This is a genomic window from Massilia sp. Root133 (assembly GCF_001426525.1).
GTDB classification, from domain to species: Bacteria; Pseudomonadota; Gammaproteobacteria; order Burkholderiales; family Burkholderiaceae_D; genus Telluria; species Telluria orientalis.
In genome coordinates this window covers 179,478-204,675 of the sequence record NZ_LMEW01000036.1, presented here as the reverse complement: position 1 = coordinate 204,675, position 25,198 = coordinate 179,478, and the positions used below count along the sequence as shown (strand labels likewise).

The 25,198-nt window shown below is 66.4% G+C and carries 27 protein-coding genes and 1 pseudogene; 14 read left to right on the top strand and 14 right to left on the bottom strand.

What is annotated here, in order from left to right:
• Nucleotides 1-41 precede the first annotated feature (41 nt).
• The 9 genes from ASD28_RS30140 to flhD form a co-directional block, all read right to left on the bottom strand.
• A complete protein-coding gene (locus ASD28_RS30140) occupies nucleotides 42-539 on the bottom strand; it encodes a chemotaxis protein CheW (RefSeq protein ID WP_036230347.1) in 498 nt (165 codons plus the stop codon).
• A 35-nt stretch (nucleotides 540-574) separates the two neighbouring features.
• Complete coding sequence (cheA, locus tag ASD28_RS30135) at nucleotides 575-2,737, bottom strand: chemotaxis protein CheA (protein WP_056137232.1); 2,163 nt, start codon at nucleotides 2,735-2,737, stop codon at nucleotides 575-577.
• A 36-nt stretch (nucleotides 2,738-2,773) separates the two neighbouring features.
• A complete protein-coding gene (locus ASD28_RS30130) occupies nucleotides 2,774-3,139 on the bottom strand; it encodes a response regulator (protein WP_036230353.1) in 366 nt (121 codons plus the stop codon).
• A 145-nt stretch (nucleotides 3,140-3,284) separates the two neighbouring features.
• Nucleotides 3,285-3,836 carry a hypothetical protein gene (locus ASD28_RS30125; protein WP_056137231.1) on the bottom strand — a complete coding sequence of 184 codons (552 nt, stop codon included), beginning with the start codon at nucleotides 3,834-3,836 and terminating at the stop codon, nucleotides 3,285-3,287.
• Between the two features lie 25 nt (nucleotides 3,837-3,861).
• Complete coding sequence (gene motB / locus ASD28_RS30120) at nucleotides 3,862-4,869, bottom strand: flagellar motor protein MotB (protein ID WP_056137230.1); 1,008 nt, start codon at nucleotides 4,867-4,869, stop codon at nucleotides 3,862-3,864.
• 36 nt (nucleotides 4,870-4,905) lie between these two features.
• Nucleotides 4,906-5,766, bottom strand: a complete 861-nt coding sequence (gene motA, locus ASD28_RS30115) for a flagellar motor stator protein MotA (protein WP_056137229.1) — start codon at nucleotides 5,764-5,766, stop codon at nucleotides 4,906-4,908.
• Between the two features lie 134 nt (nucleotides 5,767-5,900).
• On the bottom strand, nucleotides 5,901-6,686 hold the full coding sequence (locus ASD28_RS30110; protein ID WP_056137228.1) for a trans-aconitate 2-methyltransferase: 786 nt from the start codon (nucleotides 6,684-6,686) through the stop codon (nucleotides 5,901-5,903).
• A gap of 20 nt (nucleotides 6,687-6,706) precedes the next feature.
• Entirely contained in the window at nucleotides 6,707-7,255 is a 549-nt protein-coding gene (flhC, locus tag ASD28_RS30105) for a flagellar transcriptional regulator FlhC (RefSeq protein WP_056137227.1), read from the bottom strand.
• A 117-nt stretch (nucleotides 7,256-7,372) separates the two neighbouring features.
• A complete protein-coding gene (flhD, locus tag ASD28_RS30100) occupies nucleotides 7,373-7,690 on the bottom strand; it encodes a flagellar transcriptional regulator FlhD (RefSeq protein WP_036230363.1) in 318 nt (105 codons plus the stop codon).
• Between the two features lie 507 nt (nucleotides 7,691-8,197).
• On the opposite strand from flhD, the gene kynU reads away from it, so the two are divergent.
• Genes kynU through ASD28_RS30080 form a run of 4 tightly spaced genes read left to right on the top strand, consistent with a single transcriptional unit; the run spans nucleotide 8,198 to nucleotide 12,052 of the window.
• The gene (gene kynU, locus ASD28_RS30095) at nucleotides 8,198-9,472 is read left to right on the top strand and encodes a kynureninase (protein WP_056137226.1); all 1,275 of its coding nucleotides are present in this window, start codon (nucleotides 8,198-8,200) and stop codon (nucleotides 9,470-9,472) included.
• 60 nt (nucleotides 9,473-9,532) lie between these two features.
• A complete protein-coding gene (kynA, locus tag ASD28_RS30090; protein ID WP_082577692.1) occupies nucleotides 9,533-10,330 on the top strand; it encodes a tryptophan 2,3-dioxygenase in 798 nt (265 codons plus the stop codon).
• A 46-nt stretch (nucleotides 10,331-10,376) separates the two neighbouring features.
• Entirely contained in the window at nucleotides 10,377-10,922 is a 546-nt protein-coding gene (locus ASD28_RS30085) for an alpha/beta hydrolase (RefSeq protein WP_056137224.1), read from the top strand.
• A gap of 14 nt (nucleotides 10,923-10,936) precedes the next feature.
• Nucleotides 10,937-12,052, top strand: a complete 1,116-nt coding sequence (locus ASD28_RS30080; protein ID WP_056137223.1) for an acyltransferase — start codon at nucleotides 10,937-10,939, stop codon at nucleotides 12,050-12,052.
• A gap of 51 nt (nucleotides 12,053-12,103) precedes the next feature.
• On the opposite strand, the gene htpG is transcribed toward ASD28_RS30080, so the two are convergent.
• Nucleotides 12,104-14,026 (bottom strand): molecular chaperone HtpG, encoded by a 1,923-nt coding sequence (htpG, locus tag ASD28_RS30075; protein ID WP_056137222.1) that lies wholly within the window; start codon nucleotides 14,024-14,026, stop codon nucleotides 12,104-12,106.
• A gap of 247 nt (nucleotides 14,027-14,273) precedes the next feature.
• On the opposite strand from htpG, the gene ASD28_RS30070 reads away from it, so the two are divergent.
• From ASD28_RS30070 to ASD28_RS30050, 5 genes are read left to right on the top strand one after another with little or no spacing between them, the layout of a single operon-like run.
• Nucleotides 14,274-14,762, top strand: a complete 489-nt coding sequence (locus ASD28_RS30070) for a VOC family protein (RefSeq protein ID WP_056137221.1) — start codon at nucleotides 14,274-14,276, stop codon at nucleotides 14,760-14,762.
• Entirely contained in the window at nucleotides 14,759-15,184 is a 426-nt protein-coding gene (locus ASD28_RS30065; RefSeq protein WP_056137220.1) for a YciI family protein, read from the top strand. The genes ASD28_RS30070 and ASD28_RS30065 overlap by 4 nt, the downstream gene beginning before the upstream one ends.
• A 10-nt stretch (nucleotides 15,185-15,194) precedes the next feature.
• On the top strand, nucleotides 15,195-16,076 hold the full coding sequence (locus ASD28_RS30060) for a YciI family protein (RefSeq protein WP_056137219.1): 882 nt from the start codon (nucleotides 15,195-15,197) through the stop codon (nucleotides 16,074-16,076).
• 1 nt (nucleotide 16,077) lies between these two features.
• Nucleotides 16,078-17,373 (top strand): RNA polymerase sigma factor, encoded by a 1,296-nt coding sequence (locus tag ASD28_RS30055; RefSeq protein ID WP_056137218.1) that lies wholly within the window; start codon nucleotides 16,078-16,080, stop codon nucleotides 17,371-17,373.
• A gap of 4 nt (nucleotides 17,374-17,377) precedes the next feature.
• Entirely contained in the window at nucleotides 17,378-17,986 is a 609-nt protein-coding gene (locus ASD28_RS30050) for a GyrI-like domain-containing protein (protein ID WP_056137217.1), read from the top strand.
• Here the strand turns inward: ASD28_RS30050 and aroQ are convergent.
• The 3 genes and pseudogenes from aroQ to ASD28_RS30040 all read right to left on the bottom strand — a co-directional run bounded on the left by aroQ (nucleotide 17,964) and on the right by ASD28_RS30040 (nucleotide 20,142).
• Nucleotides 17,964-18,437, bottom strand: coding sequence for a gamma subclass chorismate mutase AroQ (aroQ, locus tag ASD28_RS33410; protein ID WP_267873890.1), 474 nt, complete (start codon nucleotides 18,435-18,437; stop codon nucleotides 17,964-17,966). The genes ASD28_RS30050 and aroQ overlap by 23 nt on opposite strands.
• A gap of 12 nt (nucleotides 18,438-18,449) precedes the next feature.
• Nucleotides 18,450-19,226: pseudogene (locus ASD28_RS33405) on the bottom strand (transporter substrate-binding domain-containing protein); the annotation flags it as partial.
• 58 nt (nucleotides 19,227-19,284) lie between these two features.
• Nucleotides 19,285-20,142, bottom strand: coding sequence for a LysR family transcriptional regulator (locus ASD28_RS30040; RefSeq protein ID WP_056137215.1), 858 nt, complete (start codon nucleotides 20,140-20,142; stop codon nucleotides 19,285-19,287).
• 96 nt (nucleotides 20,143-20,238) lie between these two features.
• Between ASD28_RS30040 and ASD28_RS30035 the strand changes: the two genes are divergently transcribed.
• From ASD28_RS30035 to ASD28_RS30025, 3 genes are read left to right on the top strand one after another with little or no spacing between them, the layout of a single operon-like run.
• Nucleotides 20,239-20,841, top strand: a complete 603-nt coding sequence (locus ASD28_RS30035) for a glutathione binding-like protein (protein ID WP_056137214.1) — start codon at nucleotides 20,239-20,241, stop codon at nucleotides 20,839-20,841.
• Between the two features lies 1 nt (nucleotide 20,842).
• Nucleotides 20,843-21,166, top strand: a complete 324-nt coding sequence (locus tag ASD28_RS30030) for a multidrug efflux SMR transporter (protein WP_056137213.1) — start codon at nucleotides 20,843-20,845, stop codon at nucleotides 21,164-21,166.
• A complete protein-coding gene (locus ASD28_RS30025) occupies nucleotides 21,163-22,089 on the top strand; it encodes a DMT family transporter (RefSeq protein WP_056137212.1) in 927 nt (308 codons plus the stop codon). The genes ASD28_RS30030 and ASD28_RS30025 overlap by 4 nt, the downstream gene beginning before the upstream one ends.
• Before the next feature lie 3 nt (nucleotides 22,090-22,092).
• Here the strand turns inward: ASD28_RS30025 and ASD28_RS30020 are convergent, their stop codons facing one another.
• Nucleotides 22,093-23,526 (bottom strand): PLP-dependent aminotransferase family protein, encoded by a 1,434-nt coding sequence (locus tag ASD28_RS30020; protein ID WP_056137211.1) that lies wholly within the window; start codon nucleotides 23,524-23,526, stop codon nucleotides 22,093-22,095.
• A 110-nt stretch (nucleotides 23,527-23,636) separates the two neighbouring features.
• Between ASD28_RS30020 and ASD28_RS30015 the strand changes: the two genes are divergently transcribed.
• The gene (locus ASD28_RS30015; RefSeq protein ID WP_056137210.1) at nucleotides 23,637-24,557 is read left to right on the top strand and encodes a DMT family transporter; all 921 of its coding nucleotides are present in this window, start codon (nucleotides 23,637-23,639) and stop codon (nucleotides 24,555-24,557) included.
• A gap of 96 nt (nucleotides 24,558-24,653) precedes the next feature.
• Complete coding sequence (locus ASD28_RS30010; RefSeq protein ID WP_056137209.1) at nucleotides 24,654-25,115, top strand: RidA family protein; 462 nt, start codon at nucleotides 24,654-24,656, stop codon at nucleotides 25,113-25,115.
• Nucleotides 25,116-25,198 lie beyond the last annotated feature (83 nt).

Genomic DNA, 25,198 nt, shown 5'->3' with positions numbered 1-25,198 from the left:
GCGTGCGGTCCGGGTGTGTCCCTTGCGCCGCGCTGTGTGTCTTATGCCGCCAACCGGTCCATCAGGCCCATCTCGCTGGACGACATCAGCTTGTCGATGTCGATCAGGATGAGCATGCGTTCGTCGACGGTGCCGAGGCCGGTCAGGTAGTCGGAATTGAAGGCGGAGCCCATCTCCGGCGCCGGCTTGATCTGGTCCGGCGTGAGCGTGGTCACGTCCGACACGCTGTCCACGACCATGCCCATGATGCGGCCGCCGATGTTCAGGATGATCACGACGGTGAACTGGTCGTAGGTCGGCGTGCCCAGGTTGAACTTGATACGCATGTCGACCACCGGAATGATGATGCCGCGCAGGTTGATCACGCCCTTGATGAACTCGGGGGCGTTGGCGATGCGGGTCACGGCTTCGTAGCCGCGGATCTCCTGCACCTTCAGGATGTCGATGCCGTATTCCTCGGAGCCGAGGGTGAAGGCCAGGTATTCGCTGCCGTTGCCGTCGTGGGCATCGTTCGGCTTGTTCGTCGGTTGAGTGGACATGTCGGTTCCTTATCGGAGCAAAAGTAAGGGTTAAATCAGGAGATGACGGATTCGTCGGACAACTGGCGCGACGAGCGCAGCAGCGCGCCCACGTCCAGGATCAGCGCCACGCCGCCATCGCCGAGGATGGTGGCGCCGGAGATCCCGGCGACCTTGCGGTAGTTCGCTTCCAGGTTCTTCACGACGACCTGCTGCTGGCCGACCAGTTCGTCGACGAACAGCGCGGCCTTGCGCCCTTCCGCCTCGAGGATCACGAGGATGCCTTCGCACGGGTCGGTGATGCGCGGCTCGATGTTGAACATCTGGTACAGCGGGATCAGCGGCAGGTATTCGCCGCGCACCTTCACCACGCGGCCCTGGCCGTGGATCTCCTTGACGTCGGCGCGCGCCGGCTGCAGGGACTCCACGACGAAGCCCAGCGGCAGGATGTAGATCTCGTCGCCGCTGCGGATCGACATGCCGTCCAGGATCGCGAGCGTCAGCGGCAGCGAGATCAGGATCGTCGTGCCGAAGCCCCGCGCCGAGCGGATGTCGATGGTACCGCCCAGCGCCTGGATGTTGCGCTTGACGACGTCCATGCCGACGCCGCGGCCCGACACGTCGGTGACGATTTCCGCCGTCGAGAAGCCGGGCGCGAAGATCAGTTGCCAGACGTCGGCGTCGCTCATGTTGTCCGACACCGGCAGGCCATTCTGCCTGGCCTTGGCCAGGATGCGTTCGCGATTCAGGCCGCCGCCGTCGTCCGCGACTTCGATCACGATGTTGCCGCCCTGGTGAGCGGCGGACAGGAACAGGCGTCCCGACTCCGACTTGCCGGCGGCCATGCGCGCGGCGGGCAGCTCGATGCCGTGGTCGATCGAGTTGCGCACCAGGTGCGTGAGCGGATCGACGATGCGTTCGATCAGGCCCTTGTCCAGTTCCGTCGCGGCGCCGTTGGTGATGAAGTCGACTTTCTTGCCCAGCTTGCCGGCCAGGTCGCGCACCATGCGCGGGAAGCGCGAGAACACGAAGTCCATCGGCATCATGCGGATCGACATGACGGCTTCCTGCAGGTCGCGCGTATTGCGCGTCAGCTGCGACACGGACGCCAGCAGGCGCTGGTGCACCATCGGGTCGAGCCCGTCGCTGCGCTGCTCGATCATGGCCTGCGTGATCACCAGTTCGCCGACGAGGTTGATCAGCTGGTCGACCTTTTCGATCGACACGCGGATCGACGACGATTCGGAGCCCTGCACGTGGCTGCCCTCGGCAGCCTTCTTGGCGGCTTTCTTTTCGGCCGCCACTTCGGTGATTTCGAGCGGTTCCGGCTTCGCGGGCACGGGCAGCGGCGCCTCGGCCACGATGCCCGCTTCGCGGCGGATCTGCTCGATCGGCTGGAAGAATCCATAGCCGAGTTCGTCCTCGGACGGCTCGTTCGTGGTGGCGTCCACCGCATCGGTCGGGTCGAAGAAACCGTAGCCCTGCTCGTCCTCGATGCGGGCGCGTTCTGCCGCCTCGCGCGCGCGCTGCTCGGGCGTGAGCGGGGGCGCCTCGAAGATCCTGAGGTCGTTCGGGTCGAGCACGAAGGAGCAGATGGCGATGATGTCGTCCAGGCTCTCGTGCGTCATGATGATCAGCGCCGTGCGTCCAGCTGCGAGCGGCACGACGGACACGCGGCCCAGCAGGCCGAGTTCGTCCACGAGCGCGTCGACGTCGCGCTTGGCGAGGTCGGGCAGCTCGATCTTGTAGCGGTGGGCGCCATCGGCGACCTGCTGCTTCTGTTCCGCGTGCAGGAACGACGGCACGGTCGGCTGGTGCGTCGGCACGATCACGCCTTCGGACAGGTCGTGCAGCATCATGCGCACGTTGGCGACCGCTTCCTGGTCGACGTCCGCGCCATTGCGGTGGCCGTCGAGCTGCATCTTGAGGATGTCCTTGGCGGCCAGGAAGGCGTCCACGTGCTGGCTGGTGAGCGCCATCTCGCCCTTGCGGATGCGGTCCAGCAGGGACTCGAGCACGTGCGTCACTTCGCTCATGTCCGTCAGGCCGAAGGTCGATGCCCCGCCCTTGATCGAATGGGCGGTGCGGAAGATCGCGTTCAGGTCTTCCGGGTCCGGCGAATCGATATCGACGGCCAGCAGCAGACGCTCCTTCTCGGCGAGCAGCTCTTCCGCCTCGTCGAAAAAGACCTTGTAAAACTGGCTGATGTCGATGGTCATGTCAAATTTCCGTCTGGTGCGATCGGCGTGAAACGATCAGCCGATGACTTTCTTGACCACCTCGATCAGGCGCTGCGGGTCGAACGGCTTGACCAGCCAGCCGTTGGCGCCGGCCGCGCGGCCTTTCGTCTTCATGTCTTCGGACGACTCGGTCGTGAGCATGAGGATCGGCGTCTTCTGGTAGCCCGGCAGGCCGCGCAGCGACTTGATGAGGGTGAGCCCGTCCATCTTCGGCATGTTCTGGTCGGTCAGGACCAGGTCGACGGTCTGAAGCTTCGCCTTTTCCAGGCCATCCTGTCCGTCGACGGCTTCCACCACCTGGTAGCCCGCGGCCTTCAGGCTGAAAGCCACCATCTGGCGCAGGGAACTGGAATCGTCGACTGCGAGAATAGTTTTTGCCATCTTTATGCTCCTGCTGTTGGGGTCAGAGACCGGTTTTTCTTTTGGGGCTCTGACCCCGGTTTCAATCCGCGCCAGTCGCCCGGCCTTTTATTTATAGTCAGATGGGGTCAGAGCCCAACCCGGACACCGGGCTCTGACCCCATGGTTAAAATAATTCCACGTCGCCGCTTTCGAGATGCCGCTGCTCCACCGACTTGCGCAGCATACTCCGCAGCTCGAGCGACTGGATCGCCAGCGCCATGCTGACCTTGCCCAGACGCTCGACGATCTCGTCGCCGTCGCTCTCCGGCAGGATCTCGTCGCCATGCTCGGACAACGTCGTCAGGAACTCGCGCAGGCCGGTCACGCGGCGCAACGTGCGGTCCAGCAGCTGGCTCGTCATGTCCTGGAACTGCATGCTCGTCACGGCCGCGTTCACGTGGCCGGCGATCTCGCCCGACATGCCCGTCAGGCATGCGCTTTCCTCGGCCGTGGGCGCCTGGCCCGCCAGCAGGCGGTTGATCGCCTCCTGGCGCGAGTCGACCACGTGGTGGATCGCCATGAAACTGCTCGTCAGCTTCTCGACGGCTTCCTCCAGCAACAGCGTCGTCTGCACGAGGTCGGTCTCGACTTCGGACAGGTGGCGCCGGCCATGGTCGGAGACACCCGACAGGAGGCGCTTGACGTGTGACCCGAGAATCTTTTTTCTTGTCGTCATAAAATCCTCCAGAACTCCCCGCCCGTTATTTCTTTCCGGCCGGCGCTGCCGCCGGCTGTGCCAGACCGCCACCTTTTTCGACGGGTGCCGCCACCCCGGCACCCGTCGCTTCAGCCACGGCTTTCACCGCCGCGTCGGCGCTTTCGCCAGGCACGTCCAGCGGCGTACCGTCGTGCAGCACGGCGTTCTCGGTACGCTTGTTCATCACGAGAATGCTGATGCGGCGGTTGATCGGGTTGAACGGATCCGCGCGGTCGAGGTGGACGGCCGAGCCGAGACCCACCACGCGCAGGATCTTGGCGTCGGACAGGCCTCCATGCACCAGTTCGCGTCGCGAAGCGTTGGCGCGGTCGGCCGACAATTCCCAGTTCGTATACCCTTCGGCCGTCGAATACGGCGTGGAATCCGTGTGCCCCGACAGGCCGATGCGGTTCGGCACGTCGTTCAGCACGAGACCAAGCACATCGAGGATGTCGCGGGTGTACGGTTGCAATTGCGCGCTCGCCGAGGCGAACATGGGGCGGTTCTTTTCGTCGACGATCTGGATGCGCAGGCCTTCGCTCGTCACGTCGAGCAGCAGCTGGTTCTTGTATTTGCGCAGCAGCGGATTGGCGTCGATCGTCTGCTGGATACGTTGCTTGAGCTCTTCCAGGCGCGCCGCCTCCTGCTTCTCGAGGGCTTCGCGCGCGGACTTCAGGTCCATCGATTTCTTGTTGGGCTCGATGTCGCCGTTCTTGACCTGGCCGTTGCGGCGCGTCAGGTCCTTGCCGCCGCCCTGCAGGATCGAATTGCTGTTACCGGAGCCGGAGCCGGAGCCGCCCTGCATGGCGACCTTCAACGGCGTCTTGAAGTAATTGGCGATGCCTTCCATGTCGCCCTTGGTCGTCGAGCCCAGCAGCCACATGAGCAGGAAGAATGCCATCATCGCCGTCACGAAGTCGGCGTACGCGATCTTCCAGGCGCCGCCATGGTGACCATGGCCGCCCTTCTTGACGCGCTTGACGATGATCGGCTTCTGGCCTTCGTCAGCCATGCCGCACTCCCGCGCCGATGTGGTTAGCTCGCACCATTACTTGCTCTTGGCCTTCTTGATGTGGTCCTCGAGTTCGGCGAACGTCGGGCGCTCGGTCGAGTACAGCACCTTGCGGCCGAATTCGACGGCCAGCGCCGGCGCATAACCGTTCAGGCTCGCCAGCAGCGTCACCTTCACGGTCTGGAACATCTTGCTCGACTCTTCCAGCTTCTGCTCGAGCAGGCTGGCCAGCGGTCCCACGAAGCCATAGGCCAGCAGGATGCCGAGGAATGTACCGACCAGCGCGTGCGCGATCAGCATGCCCAGCTCGGCCGGCGGCAGGCCCACGGATTCCATCGTGTGCACCACGCCCATCACGGCCGCCACGATACCGAACGCCGGCAGGCCGTCGCCCAGCTTCGCGATACATTGCGCCGGGACCGCACCTTCATGATGGTGGGTCTCGATCTCGTTGTCCATCAGGTTCTCGATCTGGAACGCGTCCATGTTGCCCGAAACCATCAATCGCAGGTAATCGGTGATGAATTCGATAATGTGGTGGTCCGCCAGCACCAGCGGGTACTTCGAGAACACGGGGCTCTGCTCGGGGCTCTCGATGTCGCCTTCGATCGACATCAGGCCTTCCTTGCGCACTTTCGACAACACGTCGAACAGCAGCGACATCAGCTCCATGTACATCTCGCGCGTGTACTTGGACCCCTTGAACAGCGTGGGCAGTGCGCCCAGTGTCGCCTTCACCGCCTTGGGCGTGTTACCGACGAAGAACGCACCGGCAGCCGCGCCGCCGATCATCAGCAGTTCGAGCGGCTGGAACAATGCTGCCAGGTGACCGCCGGCCATGGCAAAGCCGCCGAAGACGCATGCGCAGACGATTACGTAACCAACAATGACAAACACGGGACTCCCGATGCGTGATTCCGGGGTTCGCCCGGATTGGATCCAAGTTGATGAATCCAAAGAGAAATATTTACGTAGGGAACTAGATTAGCTTGAGAATGGCCCACGGGCAAGTAAAAGTGCCCGGACGACCGTCAAAATTGCCAAAGAAAGAGAATTTTCTTACTGTTAGTCGTCACAATGCGACGGTCGGGCATTCTTCCGGGAATGTCGAATTCGTAACTTAACAGGATGCTACCGGGCCGCATTTCGCTCTCCGCCTTGCGCCACAGTCCCGCCATCGCCGCCGGCGACAGATAGGCGAACACGACATCGTAGTGACCAAAATTCACCGTTTCGTAGTCGGCGCGCAGGAAGCGCGCGCGGCTGCCCGACAGTTTCCCGCGCAGGCGGCTGACGAACCACGGCAGCGGCGCCAATTCGATGCCGTCCACCTGAGAATCGGGACGGCGCCGCGCCAGATCGAGCACGAGACCACCGAGGCCGCTGCCCACGTCCGCGATCGCGAGCGGGCGGTCCGCGGGCAGCACACCGGCGACGGCATCCCGGGCAGCACGCCCGGACGGGTAGTACGGCACCTGCGTGCGGAACGTCGACCAATATATTAGAAGGAACAGCACGAACAGCACGAGGAACACGCCCGGCGGCAGCTCGAAGCCGCGCGCCAGCAGCACGCCGGTGGGGAACACGAGTTCGATGGCCCGCCACCAGATGGCGAGCCGGAAGCCCCAGGCCAGCAGTGCGGCAAAGGCGCCCTGGATGAGGGCGACACACTCCCACGATATGGGCAACCGCGCGGGTACGCCCGCACGGGCGAGCAGCCAGACGGCGATCAGGGTGAGAGGGAAAGCGCCGGCCTGGGCCAGCAGCGCGCGGACGGACGGCGCCGCGAACGCGCGGCGCGAGGCAGGCTGGGTCATCGACCTGGAGGGAAAACCGCTCAGGCGGCGGCGAGTGCGGCGGCGTCCTTGGCCTTGCGGGTCTTGCCGGCGCGCGAAGGCATGTGGCACAGGCCGCACTGGTAATCGTTGTTCAGGTCGAGGGCGTTGACGACGTATTTACCCTGGCATTTGGAGCACGGTGCCAGTTGGAGCATATTGCCCTGGAAGAAGCGCACGAGAGTCCAGGCGCGGGTCAGCGACAGCAGCGGCTCTTCGCCCGCGGCCGGCGGCATTTGTTCCAGGTACAGCTTGTAGGCTTTCATCACGGCCTCGATGCCCGTGGCACCCGCATACTCGACCAGGAATTTATAGATGTTGATGTACAGCGAAGCGTGGATATTCGGTTGCCACGTCAGGAACCAGTCGGTCGAGAACGGCAGCATGCCCTTCGGTGGCGACATGCCCTTCAGTTCCTTGTACAGCTTGATCAGGCGCTCGCGCGACAGGGAGACTTCGCTTTCCAGCAGTTGGAGGCGTGCACCGAGCTGGATCAGTTCGATGGCCAGCTGGATTTCCTGGGCTTCCGAGACGACGCTTTTCTTGGTCATGCTGTTCTCCGTGACTTCGATTCTGATGTATTGCTGCTGGCTGAAACCGGGGTCAGAGCCCTGAAATGGGCAATTGAACCCGGGTCAGAGCCCTAACTGAAAAACCGGGCTCTGACCCTATGCGATTTCTTCTGCGGGCTGGCCAGCCATCAGGATGGCGGCGTGCGACTGGGCGAGGGCGCGGTCCTTGCTGTGGCTCGTCAGCATGCCGAGGATCGCGGCGTCGTCGAAGCGGAAGCGGGCCAGCATCATGTTGCCGCCGGCGAGTTTCAGGATCTGGGCGTTGCTCATGCCTTCGATCAGGTCGGCGATGTCGGCCGAGATGCCAAGACGGAAGATTGCGGTGACCTTGTCTGCGCGAATCATCTGCTGTGCCAGCATCAGGTAGCTCAGGTTCGCATCACGAATTTCAGCCATCATGTCGTTCGCAGTCATTTCCATCTCTCCGTTTGATCTATCTGTGAGGCGTTGTGTGTTGCCGGTGAGATAGATTCTGACTGTGAGGAAACTTTTGGAGAATAGGAGACTGTCTGTATTTTTCGTCCGGCAAAGACGAGAGCGATCCGTAGGAGTTTGTCTGACAAACCCTGCCGAATCGTGGTGGCTCCCCTATGAAAAGGGGCCGGAAGAATGATGTGCAACCGGGGCGATTTCTGCCCTTCGACGTCGCCAACAACGTATTGCTGTGTTGGTTTACGTCAACGGTTTCGGGAACTTTAGGGTTTCTCAAAAAAAAATTTTTGTCCCTCAAGCAACCCTACTGACTCGTTATCGGACAGTTTTTGCCGAACTTTAGGGTTTCGACAAACTTTTTTTTCGATCCAATCCTGGTCATCTGAGACGGTTATCGTCAGCCTTCAGAGAAACTTTAGGGTCAGGACCAAAAAATTTTGAAATTTTTTTTCTGCGCCCGATTGATGTAAAACTGGCTACACTTCCCGCATGAACCCACCCACCTATGACATCGCCGCCGTCACCACGCGCGCGGCCTGCCTCGCGCTCGACGCCGCCGACCCGGCCGCGCCGCTGCGCGACCGTTTCGACCTGCCCGAGGGCGTCATCTACCTGGACGGCAATTCTCTGGGCGCCCGCCCGCGCGCCGCGCTCGACCGCACGCGCGACGTCGTCGCCCAGGAATGGGGCCAGGGATTGATCCGCAGCTGGAACACGGCCGGCTGGTTCGCCCTGCCCGGCCGCCTGGGCGACCGCCTCGCCCCGCTGATCGGCGCCACGGCCGGCGAAGTGGTCGTCACGGACACGACGTCGCTGAACCTGTTCAAGGCGCTGGCCGCCGCGCTGGCGATCCAGGCGGACCGCGACCCGGCCCGCAAGGTGCTCGTCACGGAACGCAGCAACTTCCCCACCGATATCTATATGGCGGACGGTCTCGCGCGCTGGCTGGACCGCGGCTACCGCATCCACCTCGTCGACTCGCCCGACGAACTGGAAGCGGCCGTCGACGCGGATTGCGCCGTGCTGATGCTCACGCACGTGAACTACCGCACGGGGCGCATGCACGACATGGCCGCGCTGACGCGCCACGCGCACGCCTGCGGCGCCCTCGTGCTGTGGGACCTCGCCCACTCGGCCGGCGCCGTGCCGGTGGACCTGAACGGGGCCGACGCCGACTTCGCGGTGGGCTGCACCTATAAATACCTGAACGGCGGCCCGGGCGCCCCGGCCTTCATCTGGGTGCCCAGGCGTCACCAGGCCGCGTTCCGCCATCCGCTCACGGGCTGGTGGAGCCACGCGGCGCCGTTCGCCATGGCGCACGGGTTCGAGGCCGCCGACGGCATCGGACGCGCGCTGTGCGGCACGCAGCCGGTCGTGTCGCTCGCGCTCGTCGAGTGCGGGCTGGAGATCTTCGAAGCCACCAGCATGGCCGCCCTGCGCGCCAAATCGCTGGCGCTGACGGACCTGTTCATCGCGCTGGCGGAAAGCCGCTGCGCCGCCCACCCGCTGGGCCTCGTCACGCCGCGCGAGCATGCCGCGCGCGGGAGCCAGGTGAGCTTCACGCATCCGCACGGGTATGCGGTGATGCAGGCGCTGATCGCGCGCGGCGTCATCGGCGACTACCGCGAGCCGGAAATCATGCGCTTCGGCTTCACGCCGCTGTACACCAGTTTCGCGGACGTCTGGGACGCCGTGGAGATACTGCGCGACATCCTCGACCGCGCCGACTACGACACCCGCGCCGAGCGCAGCGCCGTGACCTGAGGAGGCACCGTGGACACCAGTAAGGAAGACAAAGGAGACGCGCAGTGGCACGGCGCGAAGATGGATTTCAGCCGCAGCATGAGCTACGGCGACTACCTGGGCCTGGACCAGATCCTGTCGGCCCAGCACCCGCTGTCGCCGAACCACAACGAGATGCTGTTCATCGTCCAGCACCAGACGAGCGAGCTGTGGATCAAGCTGATGCTGCACGAGCTGCAGGCCGTGCGCGCCCACATTCGCGTGGACGACCTGCCGCCCGCTTTTAAAATGCTGGCGCGGGTGGCGCGCATCATGGACCAGCTGGTGCACGCCTGGGACGTGCTGGCCACGATGACGCCCCCGGAATACAGCGCGATCCGCCCCTACCTGGCGTCGTCCTCGGGCTTCCAGTCGTTCCAGTACCGCGAGCTGGAATTCATCCTCGGGAACAAGAATGCCGCCATGCTGGCCGTGCACAAGGCCTCGCCCGAGCACCACGCGCTGCTCGAGCGCGAACTGCACGCGCCGTCGATCTACGACGAAGCCGTGCGGCTGCTGGCCCGCACAGGCCTCGCCATCGCGCCAGGCCGGCTGGACGTCGACCCGACGCAGCCGACCGTCCACGACGACAGCGTGATGGCCGCGTGGCTCGAGGTCTACCGCGATCCGGAGCACCACTGGGCCCTGTACGAACTGGCCGAAAAGCTGGTGGACCTGGAGACGGCCTTCCGGTTCTGGCGCTTCCGCCACGTGTCGACGGTGGAGCGCATCATCGGCTTCAAGACCGGCACGGGCGGCACGGCGGGCGTGAGCTACCTGCGCAAGATGCTGGACGTCGTACTGTTCCCCGAGCTGTTCGCGCTGCGCACGGCGCTGTAGCGGCGCGCCATCGTACAATGGCCGGCAAGACCACACTGGAGCGAACATGAAGTGCGACATCCTGACCCTGGCCGGCCTGTGGAACTCGGGCCCGCAGCACTGGCAGACCCATTGGGAACGTAAATATCCCGCCTGGACACGGGTGCCGCATCGCGACTGGAACAACCCGGACCGCGACGAATGGGTGGCCGAACTGGATGCCGCCATCGCCGAGTGCGAGGGCCGGCCGATCCTCGTCGCGCACAGCCTCGCCTGCATGCTGGTGGCGCAATGGGCGCAGTCCGGATCGAAGCTCAAGATCGCCGGCGCCTTCCTCGTCGCGCCGAGCGACGTCGAAGCGGCGTCCTACCCGATCGATGCCAACGGCTTCAGGCCGATCCCGCTGGCAAAGCTGCCGTTCCCGTCCATCGTCGTCGCCAGCAGCAACGACGAATACGTGGCCCCGGACCGCGCGCGCATGTTCGCCCTGGCGTGGGGCAGCAAGCTGGTGGAGATCGGACCGGCGGGCCACATCAACGGCGGCAGCGGCTACGGTCCATGGCCGGAGGGCGAAGCGATGCTCGACGAATTCTGCCGCGACCTGAACCCGTAACGCCGGACGGCACGATGACCCCGGCGCGGGCCGGCGCGCTCGACGCGCGCTTCTCCCTCTACCTCGACCTCGCGCGCGCCTGCGCCGCGCTGGCCGTCGTGGTGGCGCACTTCGGCTATTTCCGCATCTTCGACGACGCCCAGATCGCCCGCATCCCCGACTTCGGGCGCGAGGCGGTCATCGCGTTCTTCGTGCTGTCCGGCTTCGTGATCGCGTACAGCGCCGAACACAAGAACCTGACGGCGCCGAGCTACGTCGTGGCGCGGGCGGCGCGCCTGTATTCCGTCGTGCTGCCCGTGCTGGCCCTGGCCTTCATCCTGGCGACGGTCGTGCAGGACGTGCTGCACGTGCCCATCGACGACTCGTACGAGCTGCGCCGCCCCTGGCTGTACGTGCCGTTCCACCTCGCCTTCCTGGGCGACGCATGGAGCTTCGTCGAGCGGCCGCCGTGGCTGATCCCGTACTGGTCGCTCGATTACGAAGCCTGGTATTACGTGCTGTTCGGCGTCTTCCATTTCACGAAGGGACGGCGCCGCTGGCTCGCCGCCGGTGCCGTGCTGGCGGTCGTCGGCCCGCGCCTGTGGCTGCTGCTGCCCGTGTGGCTGTCCGGCGTCGCGCTGTACCGCCTGCAGGGCCGGCTGACGTTCGGTCCCGCCCTCGCGCGCGCCGGCTGGATGCTGTCCGTCGTCCTGATCGGCCTGTGGGGCTGGTTCGACCCGGAACCCTACCTGCGCGACGTCGCCAACGGCCTGTGGCCCTTCGCCGGCATCCGCATGGGCAGCGCCGACCGCGTGCTGGCCGACTACGCCGTCATGCTGCTCGTGCTGCTGAATTTCGCCTGCGCGCGCCAGGCGCGGTTCGACGCCCTGCCGCGGCTGGCGCGCCCGATCCGCTTCGTGGCCGGACATACGTTCACGCTCTACCTGTCGCACGGAATCGTGATCGGGCTGTGGCAATCGCTGCTGCCGATCGAGCGCGGGGCGGCGCACGAGATCCTCGCGATCGGCACCGCGATCGCCGTCGTGGCGCTGGCGTTGAATCCCCTCACCGAAGCGCTGCAGCGGGTGCTGCGGCGGGCGATTGCTGCCGCCCTGTCGCTGGGTGCGCGCGGACTGGGTATGCGGGCCTGAATCCAGGTCGAAAAAAAAGCCGGGCAGTGCCCGGCTTCCATGATGATGCGCTTACTTGGCCGCCGTCGCCAGCAGCATCTCGTTCAGGCGCTTCACGAACGCCGCCGGATCCGTCAGGCTGCCGCCTTCGGCCAGCATGGCCTGGTCGAACAGGATGTGCGCCCAGTCGCCGAAACGCGGGCTCGCGGCGTCCTCGTACTTCAGGCGCGTGACGAGCGGATGGTTCGGGTTGATCTCGAGGATCGGCTTCGACTCCGGCGCATCCTGGCCGGCCGCCTTCAGCATGCGCACGAGGTTCGCGGACAGTTCGTGTTCGTCCGCCACGAGGCAGGCCGGCGAATCCGTCAGGCGGAACGTGACGCGCACGTCCTTGGCCTTGTCGGCCAGCGCCCCCTTCATCTTCTCGACGAGATCCTTGTACTGCGTCTCGGTCTCTTCGTGCTCCTTCTTCTCGGCCTCGTCCTCGAGCTTGCCCAGGTCCAGGCCGCCCTTCGCGACCGACACCAGTTCCTTGCCGTCGAAGTCGTTCAGGAACGACAGCATCCACTCGTCCACGCGGTCGGTCAGCAGCAGCACTTCGACGCCCTTCTTGCGGAAGATCTCCAGGTGCGGGCTGTTCTTCGCGGCGTTGTAGTTATCCGCCGTGACGTAGTAAATCTTGTCCTGGCCTTCCTTCATGCGGCCGATGTAGTCGGCGAACGACACGGTCTGGTCCGGGGAATCCGTCTGCGTCGACGCGAAGCGCAGCAGCTTGGCGATGCGGTCCTTGTTGGTGGCATCCTCGCCGATGCCTTCCTTCAGCACCTGGCCGAATTCCTTCCAGAAGGTCGCGTACTTGTCCTTGCCTTCCTGCTCGTCGCTGTTGGCCATCTCTTCCAGCATGCCCAGCACGCGCTTGGTCGAGCCTTCGCGGATCACGCGCACGTCGCGCGATTCCTGCAGGATCTCGCGCGAGACGTTCAGCGGCAGGTCGTTCGAATCGATCACGCCCTTCACGAAGCGCAGGTAGACCGGCATCAGCTGTTCGGCGTCGTCCATGATGAAGACGCGCTTCACGTACAGCTTGATGCCGCCGCGCTTGTTGCGGTCCCACAGGTCGAACGGGGCGTGGCCCGGCACGTACAGCAGCTGCGTATATTCGCTGCGGCCTTCGACGCGGTTGTGCGTGTAGGCGAGCGGCGGCTGGAAGTCGTGCGAGACGTGTTTATAAAACTCTTCGTACTGCTCTTTGGTGATGTCCGACTTCGAGCGGGCCCACAGCGCGGACGCCTGGTTGACGGTCTCGAATTCGTCCTTGACGACGGTTTCCTTCTTCTCCTCGTCCCACTCTTCCTTCTTCATCTCGATCGGGAGCGAGATGTGGTCGGAGTACTTGCGGATGATGGACTTCAGCTTCCACGACGACAGCAGCTCTTCCTCGCCTTCGCGCAGGTGCAGGACGATGTCGGTGCCGCGGCTGGTCTTCTCGACCTGCTCGACGGTGTAGTCGCCCTCGCCCGTCGATTCCCAACGGACGCCGTCCGCCGCGTCGGCGCCCGCGCGGCGGGTCTCGACGGTGACGCGGTCGGCCACGATGAAGGCCGAGTAGAAGCCCACGCCGAACTGGCCGATCAGCGCGGCGTCGGCCTGCTGGTCGCCCGACAGCCTGCTGAAGAATTCCTTCGTGCCCGACTTGGCGATCGTGCCCAGGTGCGAGATCACTTCGTCGCGGCTCATGCCGATGCCGTTGTCGGAAATGGTGACGGTCTTCGCATCCTTGTCGAACAGGACCTTGATCTTCAGTTCATGGTCGTTGCCGTACAGGCTGTCGTTGTTGATGGCCTCGAAACGCAGCTTGTCGGCCGCGTCGGACGCATTGGAAATCAGTTCTCGAAGGAAAATCTCCTTGTTCGAATACAAGGAGTGGATCATCAGTTGCAGCAGCTGTTTGACTTCTGCTTGGAACCCAAGGGTTTCTTTTTCGGCGACAGCCATCTTTTATATCCTCGTGACTAACAGGGTTGGACAGACCGGTTCGATATTGGGATACCAACAGGGATTTCAAGAGCTATTTTTTCCGAATCGCATTTCTTATACATACACTAAGATTCTCGACTTTTTGACCGAGTCGGCATAACGTTGCGGTCGGCCGAAATTTTTTTGCGCGGGCGTGTCGAAACCGTGGAAGCCCGATCGTCGTACGGATGGCGGCACCCACAACCACTCACGAAGGAGAAACATCATGACCCAGCAAGTGCGTCCCATCCCCGAAGGCTTCCACACGATCACCCCGCACCTCGTCTGCAGCGGCGCGGCCGACGCGCTGACGTTCTACGCGCAGGCCTTCGGCGCCGTCGAAATGAGCCGCATGCCCGGCCCGGACGGCAAGATCATGCATGCCCAGATGCGCATCGGCGACTCGATCTTCATGCTGGCCGACGACTTCCCCGACTACGGTTGCGTCGGCCCGCTGGCCCTGAAGAACACGCCCGTCTACATCCACCTGTACGTGGAAGACGTCGACGCCGCCTACGCCCGCGCCATCGACGCGGGCGGCAAGCCGATCATGCAGGTCGCCGACATGTTCTGGGGCGACCGCTACGGCCAGCTCGAGGACCCGTTCGGCCACCGCTGGTCGATCGCCACCCACAAGCGCGACATGACGCCCGAGCAGATCCGGGAAGAAATGCAGCAATCGATGGGCCAGGGCTGCGAAGGAGCACAGCAATGAAATTCATGGTGATCGTGAAGGCCAGCGCGGCCTCGGAAGCCGGCATCATGCCGAGCGAAAAACTGTTTACGGACATGGGCAATTTCAACGAGGAACTCGTCAAGGCCGGCGTCATGCTGGCCGGCGAGGGCCTGATGCCCAGTGCCAAAGGCGCCCGCATCCGGTTCAATGGGAACCAGCGCACCGTGATCGACGGTCCGTTCACGGAAACGAAGGAACTCGTGGCCGGTTTCTGGCTGATCGAGGTGGGTTCGAAGGAAGAAGCCATCGAGTGGTTCAAGCGCTGCCCGAATCCGCACGAAGGTGTCGAGAGCGAGATCGAAATCCGCCAGATCTTCGGCCCCGACGACTTCGGCACGGACCTCCCGGCCGACGTGCGCGAACAGGAAGACCGCCTGCGCGAACAAATGGCGGCACGCTAAGGAGACCACCATGCAGTTCATGCTCATCCGTACCGACAACGGCACGCGCGCCGCGGCCGCCGACCCGCAGGCCGTGCTGGACGACCTGCTGCGCCGCCTGCCGGGCGGCCAGGCGGCGACCGCCGACGGTCCGCGCGCCCCCGCGCTCGCGCTGGCCTTCGCGCCGGACGCCGACGCGCGGCGCCTGAAACTGTGGCCCGGCGGCGAAGCCGTGACCTCCGGCCCCTTCCCGGCCGGCGAGCGCCTGCCGGCCGGTTTCGCCGTGTTCGAGGCGCCGTCGCGCGCCGCGGCGCTGGCATGGCTGCAGGCCAATGGCGTGGTCTCCGCCAAGGACGACGTCACGGTGGAATTGCGCGAGACGGGTTGCCCCGGCGGCTGCGCGGGCATCCCGCCCGGCGCGGCCGGCGACGACACGTGCTACGCGATCCTGCTGCGCTCCGACGCCGGCACCGAGCGCGACGCCATCCCGCTGCAGGAAAAGCTGGACCGGCTGAACGCCTTCAACGCCATCCACGCGGCGGCCGGCACGCTGCTGGCCGGCGACGGCCTGAAATCCACGGCGCGCGGCGCCCGCGTGCGCGTCGCGAACGGCGGCGCCAGCATCATCGACGGCCCGTTCGCGGAAGCCAAGGAACTGATCGCCGGCTTCTGGATGATCCGCGCACCGTCGATCGATGCCGCGCTGGACTGGGCGCGCACGCTGCCCTATCCGACGGGGCCGGAAGTCGAGGTCGAGGTCCGGCCGGTGGCGCTGATCGCGCCGCTCGGCAAGCGCGCGCCAGCGGACGAGACCACGGCCCGGCTGCGCGAGGATGCCAGCGTGCGCGCCGAACAGCTCGACGCCGCCCTGCGCGCCGAGCTGGCGCCGCAACCGGCCTGGGACCGTCCGTGACATGACGCGCGGCGCCGACACGGGCAAGATCGTCGAGGCCGTCTGGCGCATGGAGTCGGCGCGCATCGTCGGCGCGCTGACCCGCATGCTGCGCGACCTCGGCCGGGCCGAGGAACTCGCCCAGGACGCGCTGCTGGAAGCGCTGGAGCGCTGGCCGGCGGACGGCGTGCCGGACCGGCCCGGCGCCTGGCTGATGCAGGTGGCCAAGCGGCGCGCCCTCGACCACCTGCGCCACCACGCCATGCACGCCAGCAAGGAAGGCGAGCTGAGCTGGGAGATGGACAACCTGCTCGCGGACGGCGGCAGTTTCCGCGACCCGGCCGAGCTGGCCGCGCTGACGCAGGAGACCGCGGGCGAGATCGACGACGACGTGCTGCGCCTGATCTTCGTCTGCTGCCACCCCGTGCTGTCGGCCGAGGCGCGCGCGGCGCTGGCGCTGAAACTGCTGGGCGGTCTCGCCACCGGAGAAATCGCCCGCGCCTTCCTCGTGCCGGAAGCGACGGTCGCCCAGCGCATCGTACGCGCCAAGCGCACGCTGGCGGAAGCGCGCGTGCCGTTCGAAGTGCCGCGCGACGACGAACTCAAGCCGCGCCTCGCGTCCGTGCTGCAGGTGATCTACCTGATCTACAACGAAGGCTATTCCGCGAGCGCGGGGAACGAATGGCTGCGGCCGACACTGTGCCGCGAGGCGCTGCGCGTGGGCCGCGTGCTGGCGGAACTGATGCCCGACGAGGGCGAAGTCCACGGCCTCGTCGCGCTGATGGAAATCCAGTCCTCGCGCGAGCGCGCCCGCACGGGCCCGGACGGCGCGCCGATCCTGCTGATGGACCAGGACCGTTCGCGCTGGGACCGGCTGCTGATCGGCCGCGGCCTGGCCGCGCTCGACCGCGCGGGCCGCCTCGGCGCGCTCGGCCCCTACGCGCTGCAGGCGGCCATCGCCGCCTGCCACGCGCGCGCGCTCACGCCCGACGCGACCGACTGGGCCCGCATCGCCGCGCTGTACGACGCGCTGTCCCAGCTGACGCCGTCGCCCGTCGTGGAACTGAACCGCGCCGTCGCGCTGGGCATGGCCTATGGCCCCGACGCGGGCCTGGCCCTCGCCGACGCGCTGCTCGACGTGCCTGCGCTCCGCATGTACCACCTGCTGCCGAGCGTGCGCGGCGACCTGCTGGCGAAACTGGGCCGGCATGCGGAAGCGAAAGCGGAGTTCGAACGGGCTGCCAGCCTCACGCAGAACGAGCGCGAGCAGGCGCTGCTGCTGGAGCGGGCACGGTCGAGGGCGCTACTGGAAAGATAGACCCGTGGGCAAGATCGATCTCAAGAAAGACCTCAAGCATCTGTACCAGCCGTCCGCGCGCGACGTCGTGCAGGTGGACGTCCCCGCAATCCGCTACCTGATGATCGACGGCGCGGGCGATCCGAACACGTCGCCGCACTATGCGCGGGCCGTGGAAGCGCAGTTCTCCGTGTCCTATACGGCCAAGTTCATGGTCAAGAAGGGACCGGCGGGCATCGACTACGCGGTGATGCCGCTGGAGGGCCTGTGGTGGTCGGACGACATGGCGTCGTTCGTCGCCAACGACCGGACGAAGTGGCAATGGACGATGATGATCCACCAGCCGGCGTTCGTCGACGAGTCGCTGCTGCGCGACGCGATGGCGGAAGTGAAGCGCAAGAAGGGACTGGACACCGTCGACGCGCTGCGGATCGAACGTTTTACGGAGGGACCGTGCGCCCAGATCCTGCACGTCGGCCCGTTCACCGCAGAAGGTCCGACGATCCAGCGGGTGCACGATTTCATCGAGGCGCGCGGCCGCCTCGCCGGCAAGCACCACGAAATCTACCTGAGCGACATCCGCCGCGCCGATCCGGCCCGGTGGAAGACGGTCATTCGCCAGCCGATGGCGTAGCGGACAGGAATGGCGCCAGCGCCTGCCCGGCAGCGGCCGGATTGACGGCGCGTGCCTGCAGCGCATGCATGGCGGCGGCGACGTCGGCCTGGCGGCCGCCGTCGTGCAACAGCGCCTGGTTGTCGGCCATGGCGCGCAGCAGCTGGGTGGTGAGGCGGTCCAGCTCTGGACGGATGGTCTTGCCGAGATCGGGCGCGTCGTCGAAGCGGCCCGCGCCCTCCGCATGCCAGCGCTCGTACAGCGCGCGCTGCACCGTCTTGGAGGCGTCGATCTGCGCGCGGAACACGGTGCGTATCCATGCCTCCGGCAGGCCCAGCGCGCTTCCCTGGCGCACTGCCGCGGCGATGACTTGTTCTTCGCGCGGCAGGTCTTCGATGGCGGCCTGCGTATTCCACTTGGCCCGCGCCACATCCCGCGCCAGCAGCAGGCGCTGGTCGATGGCCTGGCGCAGCGGCTCCAGCCCCCAGGGGAACGCCAGCCATCGATCCAGGCGGCGCGGCACGTCGCCATTGTCGATGCGCTGCTGCAGCCAGCGGTCGACGTACGTCTTCAGCGCCGCATCGCGCGGCAGCAGGATGGCCTTCTGCGCCATGTCGAACGGCGCCTCCGGATGCACCGCGCACAGCTGCGGATGCAGGCGCTGCTGCAAACGGGTTTCGATGGCGTCGGTGATCATGAGGTCGGCCGCACCGCTGACGATCTGGCCGAAGATGGTCACATTGTCCGGGTACACGGTCAGCCGGGCGTGCGGCGCCCGGGCGCGCGCGAAGCGCTCGTTGGTGCCGCCCGGATTGACGATCAGCCGCACCTCCGGCCGGTCGATCTGCGCCAGCGTCTGGAAGCGGGCGGCGTTCTCGCAGCGCGTGATCGGGGTCTTGCCATCGTGCAGATAGGGCACCGAGAATAGCGCCTGCCGTCGACGCTCGGCCGTCACCGAGACGCCGCTCAGTGCGAGGTCGAACTTGTCCGTCCTCAGGTCGGCCATCAGCGTCGGCCAGGTGGTCGGCACCAGTTCCAGCCGCACGCCGAGCGAGCGCGCCAGTTCGCCCGCCAGCTCCACATCCATGCCGATGAACCCGCCGCCGGCCTGCCGGTAGCTGAAGGGCTTGTAGTCGCCCGTACTGCCCACGCGCAGCACGCCGCGCGCGGCGATGTCGTCCAGTCGGCCGGCCTGCGCCGGCGTCAGTGCAGCTGCCAGCAGGACGGCTATCCAGGCTCCATGAATCGTTGCGGCGCGCATGCTGTTCCTTTGTCTGTCCGTAGCGGACCGCGCAGCGTAGGACAAGAGAATATGCCTGTCAAGCCGGGCCAAGTACCGCCGCGAGCCCGTCGAAGACGAACGCCGTGAACACCCGGATCCGCTGCACGCGCCTCAGGTCGGGATGCGTGAGTATCCACACGTCCGTGTCCAGCGCCGGATCGGGATCGGCCAGCCGGACGAGCCCCGGCCGCGCATCCGCCAGCAAACACAGCAGCATGCCGGCACCCAGGCCGGCCTCGACGGCCGCCGCCATGCCCAGCAGCGTATCCACGCTGGCGGCGATTTTGTCCGCCGGCACGTGCTCGCGCAGCCAGCGGGCCTGGCGCAGGTGCGCGAGGCTGTCGTCGGGCGCGATCCACTCGTGGTCTCCGCGCGGCCGCTGCGCCAGATACGCCGTCGACGCGTACGGCGCCGTGCGCAGGGTGCCGGCCTTGCGGCCGACGAGGTTGTCGGGCGGCATGTTCGACGGCCGGATGGCGACGTCCGCATCGCGCTTCGACAGATTCAGGAAGCTGTTGTTGACCGTGATCTGCAACTGGATGCCGGGGTAGCGCGCGCGAAAATCCGCCAGCACCGGCAGCAGCACGGCCATCAGGGTATCGGTCGTCGTGATGCGGATCGTGCCCTGCAGTGCCGCATCCTGCCCGGCCAGCTTCCGCTCGATGTCCTGCATGCCCTCGCCGATCGGGGTCAGCAGCGCCTGTAATTCCTCGCCGCTGGCCGTCAGCACGTAGCCGGTCTGGAAGCGCTCGAACAGGCGGACGTCGAGCGCGGTCTCCAATTTGTCCAGCCGGCGCAGTACCGTCGAGTGGCTCTGCCCGAACCGGCGCGCGGCGGCCGAGACGGAGCCGCCGCCCGCCACCGCCAGGAAGTATTGATAGTCGTCCCAGTCCATGGATATGCAAAAACAGACAAGCAATGTCTGAATAAATCGAATGTTCATCCATTTTTGCACAAGCTACGCTCTCCCTGTCCATCACAGGAGGAAAACATGTACACCGCTTATGTCGCCGACACCCCGAACGGCAGGAAACTCATCATTGCGCTGGAAGAACTCGGCCTGGACTACCGGGTCCGCCACGTCGACCTGGGCGCGGGCGAGCAGTTCGCGCCCGCGTTCTTGAAAATCAGCCCCAACAACAAGATCCCCGCGCTCGTCGACGACCACACCGGCCAGGGCATGTTCGAATCGTGCGCGATCCTGGCCCACCTCGGCCGCGCCACGGGCAGGTTGATCCCCGACGAGGATGTCGTGCTGCAATGGCTGTTCCTGCAGGCGGCCAGCGTCGGGCCGATGCTGGGCCAGCTGTGGTGGTTCAGGCACGCGGCCCCGGAACGCAACGCGATGGCGCTGGACCGCTACACGCGCGAAACGCAGCGGCTCTACGGCGTGATCGAGCGCCGCCTCGCCGTCTCGGCCTGGATCGCGGGCGACGCGTACACGATGGCGGACATCGCGTTCTACCCGTGGCTGGCCACCTATGACGAGCTGGGCATCGCCCCACGCGACTATCCGCACGTGGACGCCTGGCTGCGCAGGATCGACGAGCGCCCGGCCGTCGCGCGGGCCCGGATCAAGATGCGGCAGGCCTGACATGGCCGCATGGGCGCAACTCTTCGCGGCCGGGGTGCTGGAAGTCGCGATGGCCTTCGCGCTGAAGGCATCGGCGGGCGCCACCCGCCCCGTTCCCTCGCTCGTGGCGGTGCTCGCCGCGCTGGGCAGCATCTGGCTGCTCGCTGGTGCCGTACGCACGCTGCCGCTCGGGATCGCGTATGCGGTGTGGACGGGCATCGGCGCCCTCGGCGTCAGCCTCGTCGGTGTCGCCATCTTCGCCGAGACGCTGTCGCCGGCGCGGATGCTGTGCATGGCGGTCGTCTTCGGCGGGATCGCCGGTCTCAAATTCCTGGAGCAATCATGAATACGATTTATATTGTTATCGCCTTCCTGGCAGGCTGCGGCCTGCCGTTGCAGGCGGCGGCCAACGCCCGCCTGGGCAAGGCCGTCGCGAGCCCGTTCGCCGCCGCGACCCTGCAACTGTTCGTCGCCACCGTCCTGCTGTTCATTGCCGTCGCGGCCGGCGGCGCCCTGCCCGCGCTGGGCCGGCTGGGGCAGGCCCACTGGTGGCAGCTGCTGGGCGGCCTCGCCAGCGCCATGTTTGTCGTCGCGGGGATCGTGTTCATCCCCCGCATCGGCGCCGTCACCACGATCGGGCTGTTCATCGCGGGGCAGGCGTTCACGTCGCTGCTGCTGGACGGTGCCGGCCTGCTGGGCGTCGTCCAGCGCGCGCCCGGGCCGTTCACGTGGCTGGGCGCCGCATGCGTCGCCGCCGGCATCCTGTTGATCGTGCGCGGCCAGCGTCCCGCGGCGGGCGCCCCGCCCCGCCGGATCAAGCCGGCGTGGGTCGCGGCGGCCGTGCTGTGCGGCGGCGTGCTGCCCATGCAGGGTGCGCTCAACGCGGCCGTCGCGCGGACCGTCGGTGCGCCGCTGGTCGTGTCGCTCGCGAGTTTCGCCGTGGCGACGGCGGGCATGGCGATCGTGCTCGCCCTCGTGCTGGCCTTGAACCGCAACGAACGTCCGACGCTCGGCGGACTGTGCGCCGTGCCGTGGTGGGCGTGGCTGGGCGGGCCGGTGGGCGTGTGCTACGTCACGACCGTCTTCCTCGCGCTGCCCGTGATCGGCGCGGCCGCGACGGTCGGATTCACGATCGCCGGGCAGCAGGTCGTGGCGATCCTGACCGACCGGTTCGGCCTGTTCGGCCTGCCGAAAAGTGCCGTCTCCGGCGTCCGGCTCGCCGGCGCGCTGGTCTTGCTGGCCGGCGTCGTGTCGATCAAGCTGCCCTGACCATCAGGCCAATGCGCGCTCGAGGAAGCGCCACGCGGTGTCGTCCTCCATGGCCGCCACGTTCAGGCGCAGCTTCGTGGACGGCAGCTGGTTCGGCGAGAACAGGCTGCCCGGCGCGAGCAGCAGGCCCTCGTCCATCGCGCGCGCCGCGAGCACGTTGGTGTCGCGGCCGCAGTCGGCCCACACGAACATGCCCGCGGTCGGCGCCGGCTCCAGGGTCATGCCGAGCGATTCGATGCGCCGCAGCACCGGCGGGCGGATGGCGTCCAGGCGGGTACGGATGCGGTCCAGGTGCTTGCGGTACACGCCCTCGGACAGAATTTTATAAACGACCCGCTCGCCCAGGTCGCTCGTGCTCAGGGTGGCCAGCATCTTGCGGTCCGCCAGGCGTTGCGCGATGTCGCTCGAGGCCGCGATGAAGCCCACGCGCAGGTTCGGCGCCAGCGATTTCGAAAAGCCGCCCAGGTAGATCACGCGCTGCAGCTGGTCCAGCGCCGCCAGCCGGGTGGCGGGCTGCGAACCGCCCGGGTGCAGATCGCAATAGATGTCATCCTCGACGACCGTGATGTCGTGGCGCTCGGCGATGCGCAGGATCTGGAAAGCCTTCGCGGCCGACAGCGACGTGGAGCTCGGATTGTGCAGCACCGAGTTGATGATGTACAGGCGCGGCTTGTGCAATGCCGCCAGCGCCTCGAACTCGGCCAGGTCCGGGCCGTCCGCCTGACGCCGGATACCTACCACTTTCAGCCCCATTGCGGCGAACGAGCCGAACATCAGGAACCAGGCCGGGTCGTCGACGAACACGGTGTCGCCCGGGCGGCAGAATTCGCGCGCGACGAGGTCCAGGCCTTGCGTCACGCCCAGCGTCGTCACGAACTGTTCGGGCGCGGCCGCGATTTCCAGCTCCGCCAGCTTGCGCTGCAGCTGTTCGCGCAGCGGCGCGTACCCCTGCGGACTGGCGTAGTTCAGCAGCGCGCTGCTGTTCTGGCGGCTGACGGCACGCAGCGCGTTGGCGACGCCCTGCCCGTCCAGCCACGCGGTCGGCAAGACGCCGGCCGCGCTCGTCGGCTGGCCCGGCATCTGGCGGAACATGTGGCGGACCAGCCAAACGACGTCCAGCGCGCGCTTTTCCAGCGCGCCCGCAATGTCCGGGTCGTCGCGGCGCAGCGCCGTGTTCAGCGGCGCGCGCTCGCGCACGAAAAAACCGGCGCCGCGGCGCGATTCCAGGTAGCCCTGCGCGACGAGGCGGTCGTAGCTGGCGACGACCGTGAACGGCGAGACGCCGTGCGCCGCGGCGAAGCGGCGGATCGAGGGCATGCGCGCACCCGCGCGCAACTGCTTGTCGTCGATTCGGGCGCTGATCATCCGGACGATCTGGTCGGCCAGCGGTTCGCCGGAATCGCGTGACAGCAATGTCGGGATCGTTGTATCGGTCATTTCACCATTACAGTGCGAAAAGGATATCGGTAAGTGTATAGGGACTGTACTGCTCGTCCGGACTAGCATAACCCTGACCAAAGTTTGCTGCAACGACAACCGGAGAACGTATGCGTCCCACGACACTCACACCGACCCCACCCCTCGGCACGACGTCCGACGAAGCGCGCGGCATGCTGCTGGGCCTGGTCGGCGTCGCCATCTTCAGCCTCACCCTGCCGTTCACGCGGCTCGCGGTGCGCGAGCTCGACCCGCTGTTCCTCACGCTGGCGCGCGCGCTGGGCGCCGCCGTGCTCGCGGCCGGCTGGCTGCGGATGCGCCGTGTGGCGTGGCCGGGACGCGCGGCGCTGCGGCCCCTGGTCATCGTGGGGCTCGGCTGCGTGCTCGGGTTTCCGCTGCTTAGCTCCATCGCGATGCGCAGCGTGCCGGCGTCGCACGGTGCCGTGCTGGCGGGCATGCTGCCGCTGGCGACGGCGCTGTACGCGGCGCTGCGCGGCTACGAGCGGCCATCGAACGGGTTCTGGCTCGTCGCGCTGCTGGGTTCCGGACTGGTCGTCGCGTTCGCGCTGAGCCAGGGCGGCGGCGCGCTGCAGGCGGCCGATGTACTGATGTTCGGCGCCATCGTCTCCGCGGCGGCCGGCTATGCGGAAGGCGGCCGCCTGGCGCGCACGCTGGGCGGGCAGGAAACCATCTGCTGGGCGCTCGTATTGGCCGCCGTTCCGGCCGCCGTCCTGCTGCTGTTAATGGAGGGCGAGCAGATCGGCCGCCTGGGCGACGTCGGCGCGGCCAGCTGGCTCGCGTTCGGCTACGTCACCGTCTTCTCGATGTTCATCGGCTTCTTTTTCTGGTACCGCGGCCTGGCGCTGGGCGGCGTGGCCCGCGTGGGACAGGTACAGTTGCTGCAGCCCTTCCTGTCGCTGGCCGGCGCCGCCGCCCTGCTCGGCGAGACGCTCACGCTTGCCAACGTCGGCTTCGCGCTGGCCGTGATCGCGACCGTCGCGCTGGGGCGACGCATGCAGGTGAGGCGATGATGGGCATGAACCACAGGGGGAAGCGTCCCGCGATGCCTACGCCGGCCGGCAAGTCGTACAATAACGGCTTTCTTTTCAAACAACCCTGGGGAATCCATGTCCGTCTACGACAAACTCAACGCACTGAACATCACCCTCTCGGCACCGGCGACGCCGGCGGCTGCCTACGTCATGTATGCGCAGACCGGCAACCTGGTCTTCCTGTCCGGCCACATTTCCAAGAATGCGGATGGTACGGTGAACACCGGCCTGCTGGGCAAGGACAAGACGACGGAACAGGGCAAGGCGGCGGCGCGCGCCGTGGCGGTCGACCTGATCGGCACGCTGCAGGCGGCCGTCGGCGGCGACCTGAACCGCGTGAAGCGCATCGTCAAGGTGATGAGCCTGGTGGCGTCGACGCCGGACTACACGGAACAGCACCTCGTCACGAACGGCTGCTCGGAACTGCTGGGCGAAGTGTTCGGCGACGCCGGCAAGCACGCGCGCTCGGCGTTCGGCGTGGCATCGCTGCCCCTCGGTGCCTCGGTCGAGATCGAACTGATCGCCGAAGTGGAATAAACTATCGCTCTGCTACAGAAATTTAACCGGAGCATGCTTATCAGGCGTGCTCCTCTATCGAGAGAGCAGCCTACCCGGCGTGC

What these genes read in the sequence shown, in the direction of transcription:
- cheA (WP_056137232.1), bottom strand. Translation starts at nt 2,737, where the DNA reads ATGACCATCGACATCAGCCAGTTTTACAAGGTCTTTTTCGACGAGGCG.
- ASD28_RS30035 (WP_056137214.1), top strand. Translation starts at nt 20,239, where the DNA reads ATGTACACCGCTTATGTCGCCGACACCCCGAACGGCAGGAAACTCATC.
- ASD28_RS30020 (WP_056137211.1), bottom strand. Translation starts at nt 23,526, where the DNA reads ATGACCGATACAACGATCCCGACATTGCTGTCACGCGATTCCGGCGAA.
- ASD28_RS30060 (WP_056137219.1), top strand. Translation starts at nt 15,195, where the DNA reads ATGCAGTTCATGCTCATCCGTACCGACAACGGCACGCGCGCCGCGGCC.
- ASD28_RS30110 (WP_056137228.1), bottom strand. Translation starts at nt 6,686, where the DNA reads ATGACCCAGCCTGCCTCGCGCCGCGCGTTCGCGGCGCCGTCCGTCCGC.
- ASD28_RS30065 (WP_056137220.1), top strand. Translation starts at nt 14,759, where the DNA reads ATGAAATTCATGGTGATCGTGAAGGCCAGCGCGGCCTCGGAAGCCGGC.
- ASD28_RS30010 (WP_056137209.1), top strand. Translation starts at nt 24,654, where the DNA reads ATGTCCGTCTACGACAAACTCAACGCACTGAACATCACCCTCTCGGCA.
- flhC (WP_056137227.1), bottom strand. Translation starts at nt 7,255, where the DNA reads ATGACCAAGAAAAGCGTCGTCTCGGAAGCCCAGGAAATCCAGCTGGCC.
- ASD28_RS30140 (WP_036230347.1), bottom strand. Translation starts at nt 539, where the DNA reads ATGTCCACTCAACCGACGAACAAGCCGAACGATGCCCACGACGGCAAC.
- ASD28_RS30030 (WP_056137213.1), top strand. Translation starts at nt 20,843, where the DNA reads ATGGCCGCATGGGCGCAACTCTTCGCGGCCGGGGTGCTGGAAGTCGCG.
- kynU (WP_056137226.1), top strand. Translation starts at nt 8,198, where the DNA reads ATGAACCCACCCACCTATGACATCGCCGCCGTCACCACGCGCGCGGCC.
- flhD (WP_036230363.1), bottom strand. Translation starts at nt 7,690, where the DNA reads ATGACTGCGAACGACATGATGGCTGAAATTCGTGATGCGAACCTGAGC.
- ASD28_RS30130 (WP_036230353.1), bottom strand. Translation starts at nt 3,139, where the DNA reads ATGGCAAAAACTATTCTCGCAGTCGACGATTCCAGTTCCCTGCGCCAG.
- ASD28_RS30040 (WP_056137215.1), bottom strand. Translation starts at nt 20,142, where the DNA reads ATGGACTGGGACGACTATCAATACTTCCTGGCGGTGGCGGGCGGCGGC.
- ASD28_RS30070 (WP_056137221.1), top strand. Translation starts at nt 14,274, where the DNA reads ATGACCCAGCAAGTGCGTCCCATCCCCGAAGGCTTCCACACGATCACC.
- ASD28_RS30085 (WP_056137224.1), top strand. Translation starts at nt 10,377, where the DNA reads ATGAAGTGCGACATCCTGACCCTGGCCGGCCTGTGGAACTCGGGCCCG.
- kynA (WP_082577692.1), top strand. Translation starts at nt 9,533, where the DNA reads ATGGATTTCAGCCGCAGCATGAGCTACGGCGACTACCTGGGCCTGGAC.
- ASD28_RS30125 (WP_056137231.1), bottom strand. Translation starts at nt 3,836, where the DNA reads ATGACGACAAGAAAAAAGATTCTCGGGTCACACGTCAAGCGCCTCCTG.
- htpG (WP_056137222.1), bottom strand. Translation starts at nt 14,026, where the DNA reads ATGGCTGTCGCCGAAAAAGAAACCCTTGGGTTCCAAGCAGAAGTCAAA.
- ASD28_RS30080 (WP_056137223.1), top strand. Translation starts at nt 10,937, where the DNA reads ATGACCCCGGCGCGGGCCGGCGCGCTCGACGCGCGCTTCTCCCTCTAC.
- motB (WP_056137230.1), bottom strand. Translation starts at nt 4,869, where the DNA reads ATGGCTGACGAAGGCCAGAAGCCGATCATCGTCAAGCGCGTCAAGAAG.
- ASD28_RS30015 (WP_056137210.1), top strand. Translation starts at nt 23,637, where the DNA reads ATGCGTCCCACGACACTCACACCGACCCCACCCCTCGGCACGACGTCC.
- ASD28_RS30025 (WP_056137212.1), top strand. Translation starts at nt 21,163, where the DNA reads ATGAATACGATTTATATTGTTATCGCCTTCCTGGCAGGCTGCGGCCTG.
- ASD28_RS30055 (WP_056137218.1), top strand. Translation starts at nt 16,078, where the DNA reads ATGACGCGCGGCGCCGACACGGGCAAGATCGTCGAGGCCGTCTGGCGC.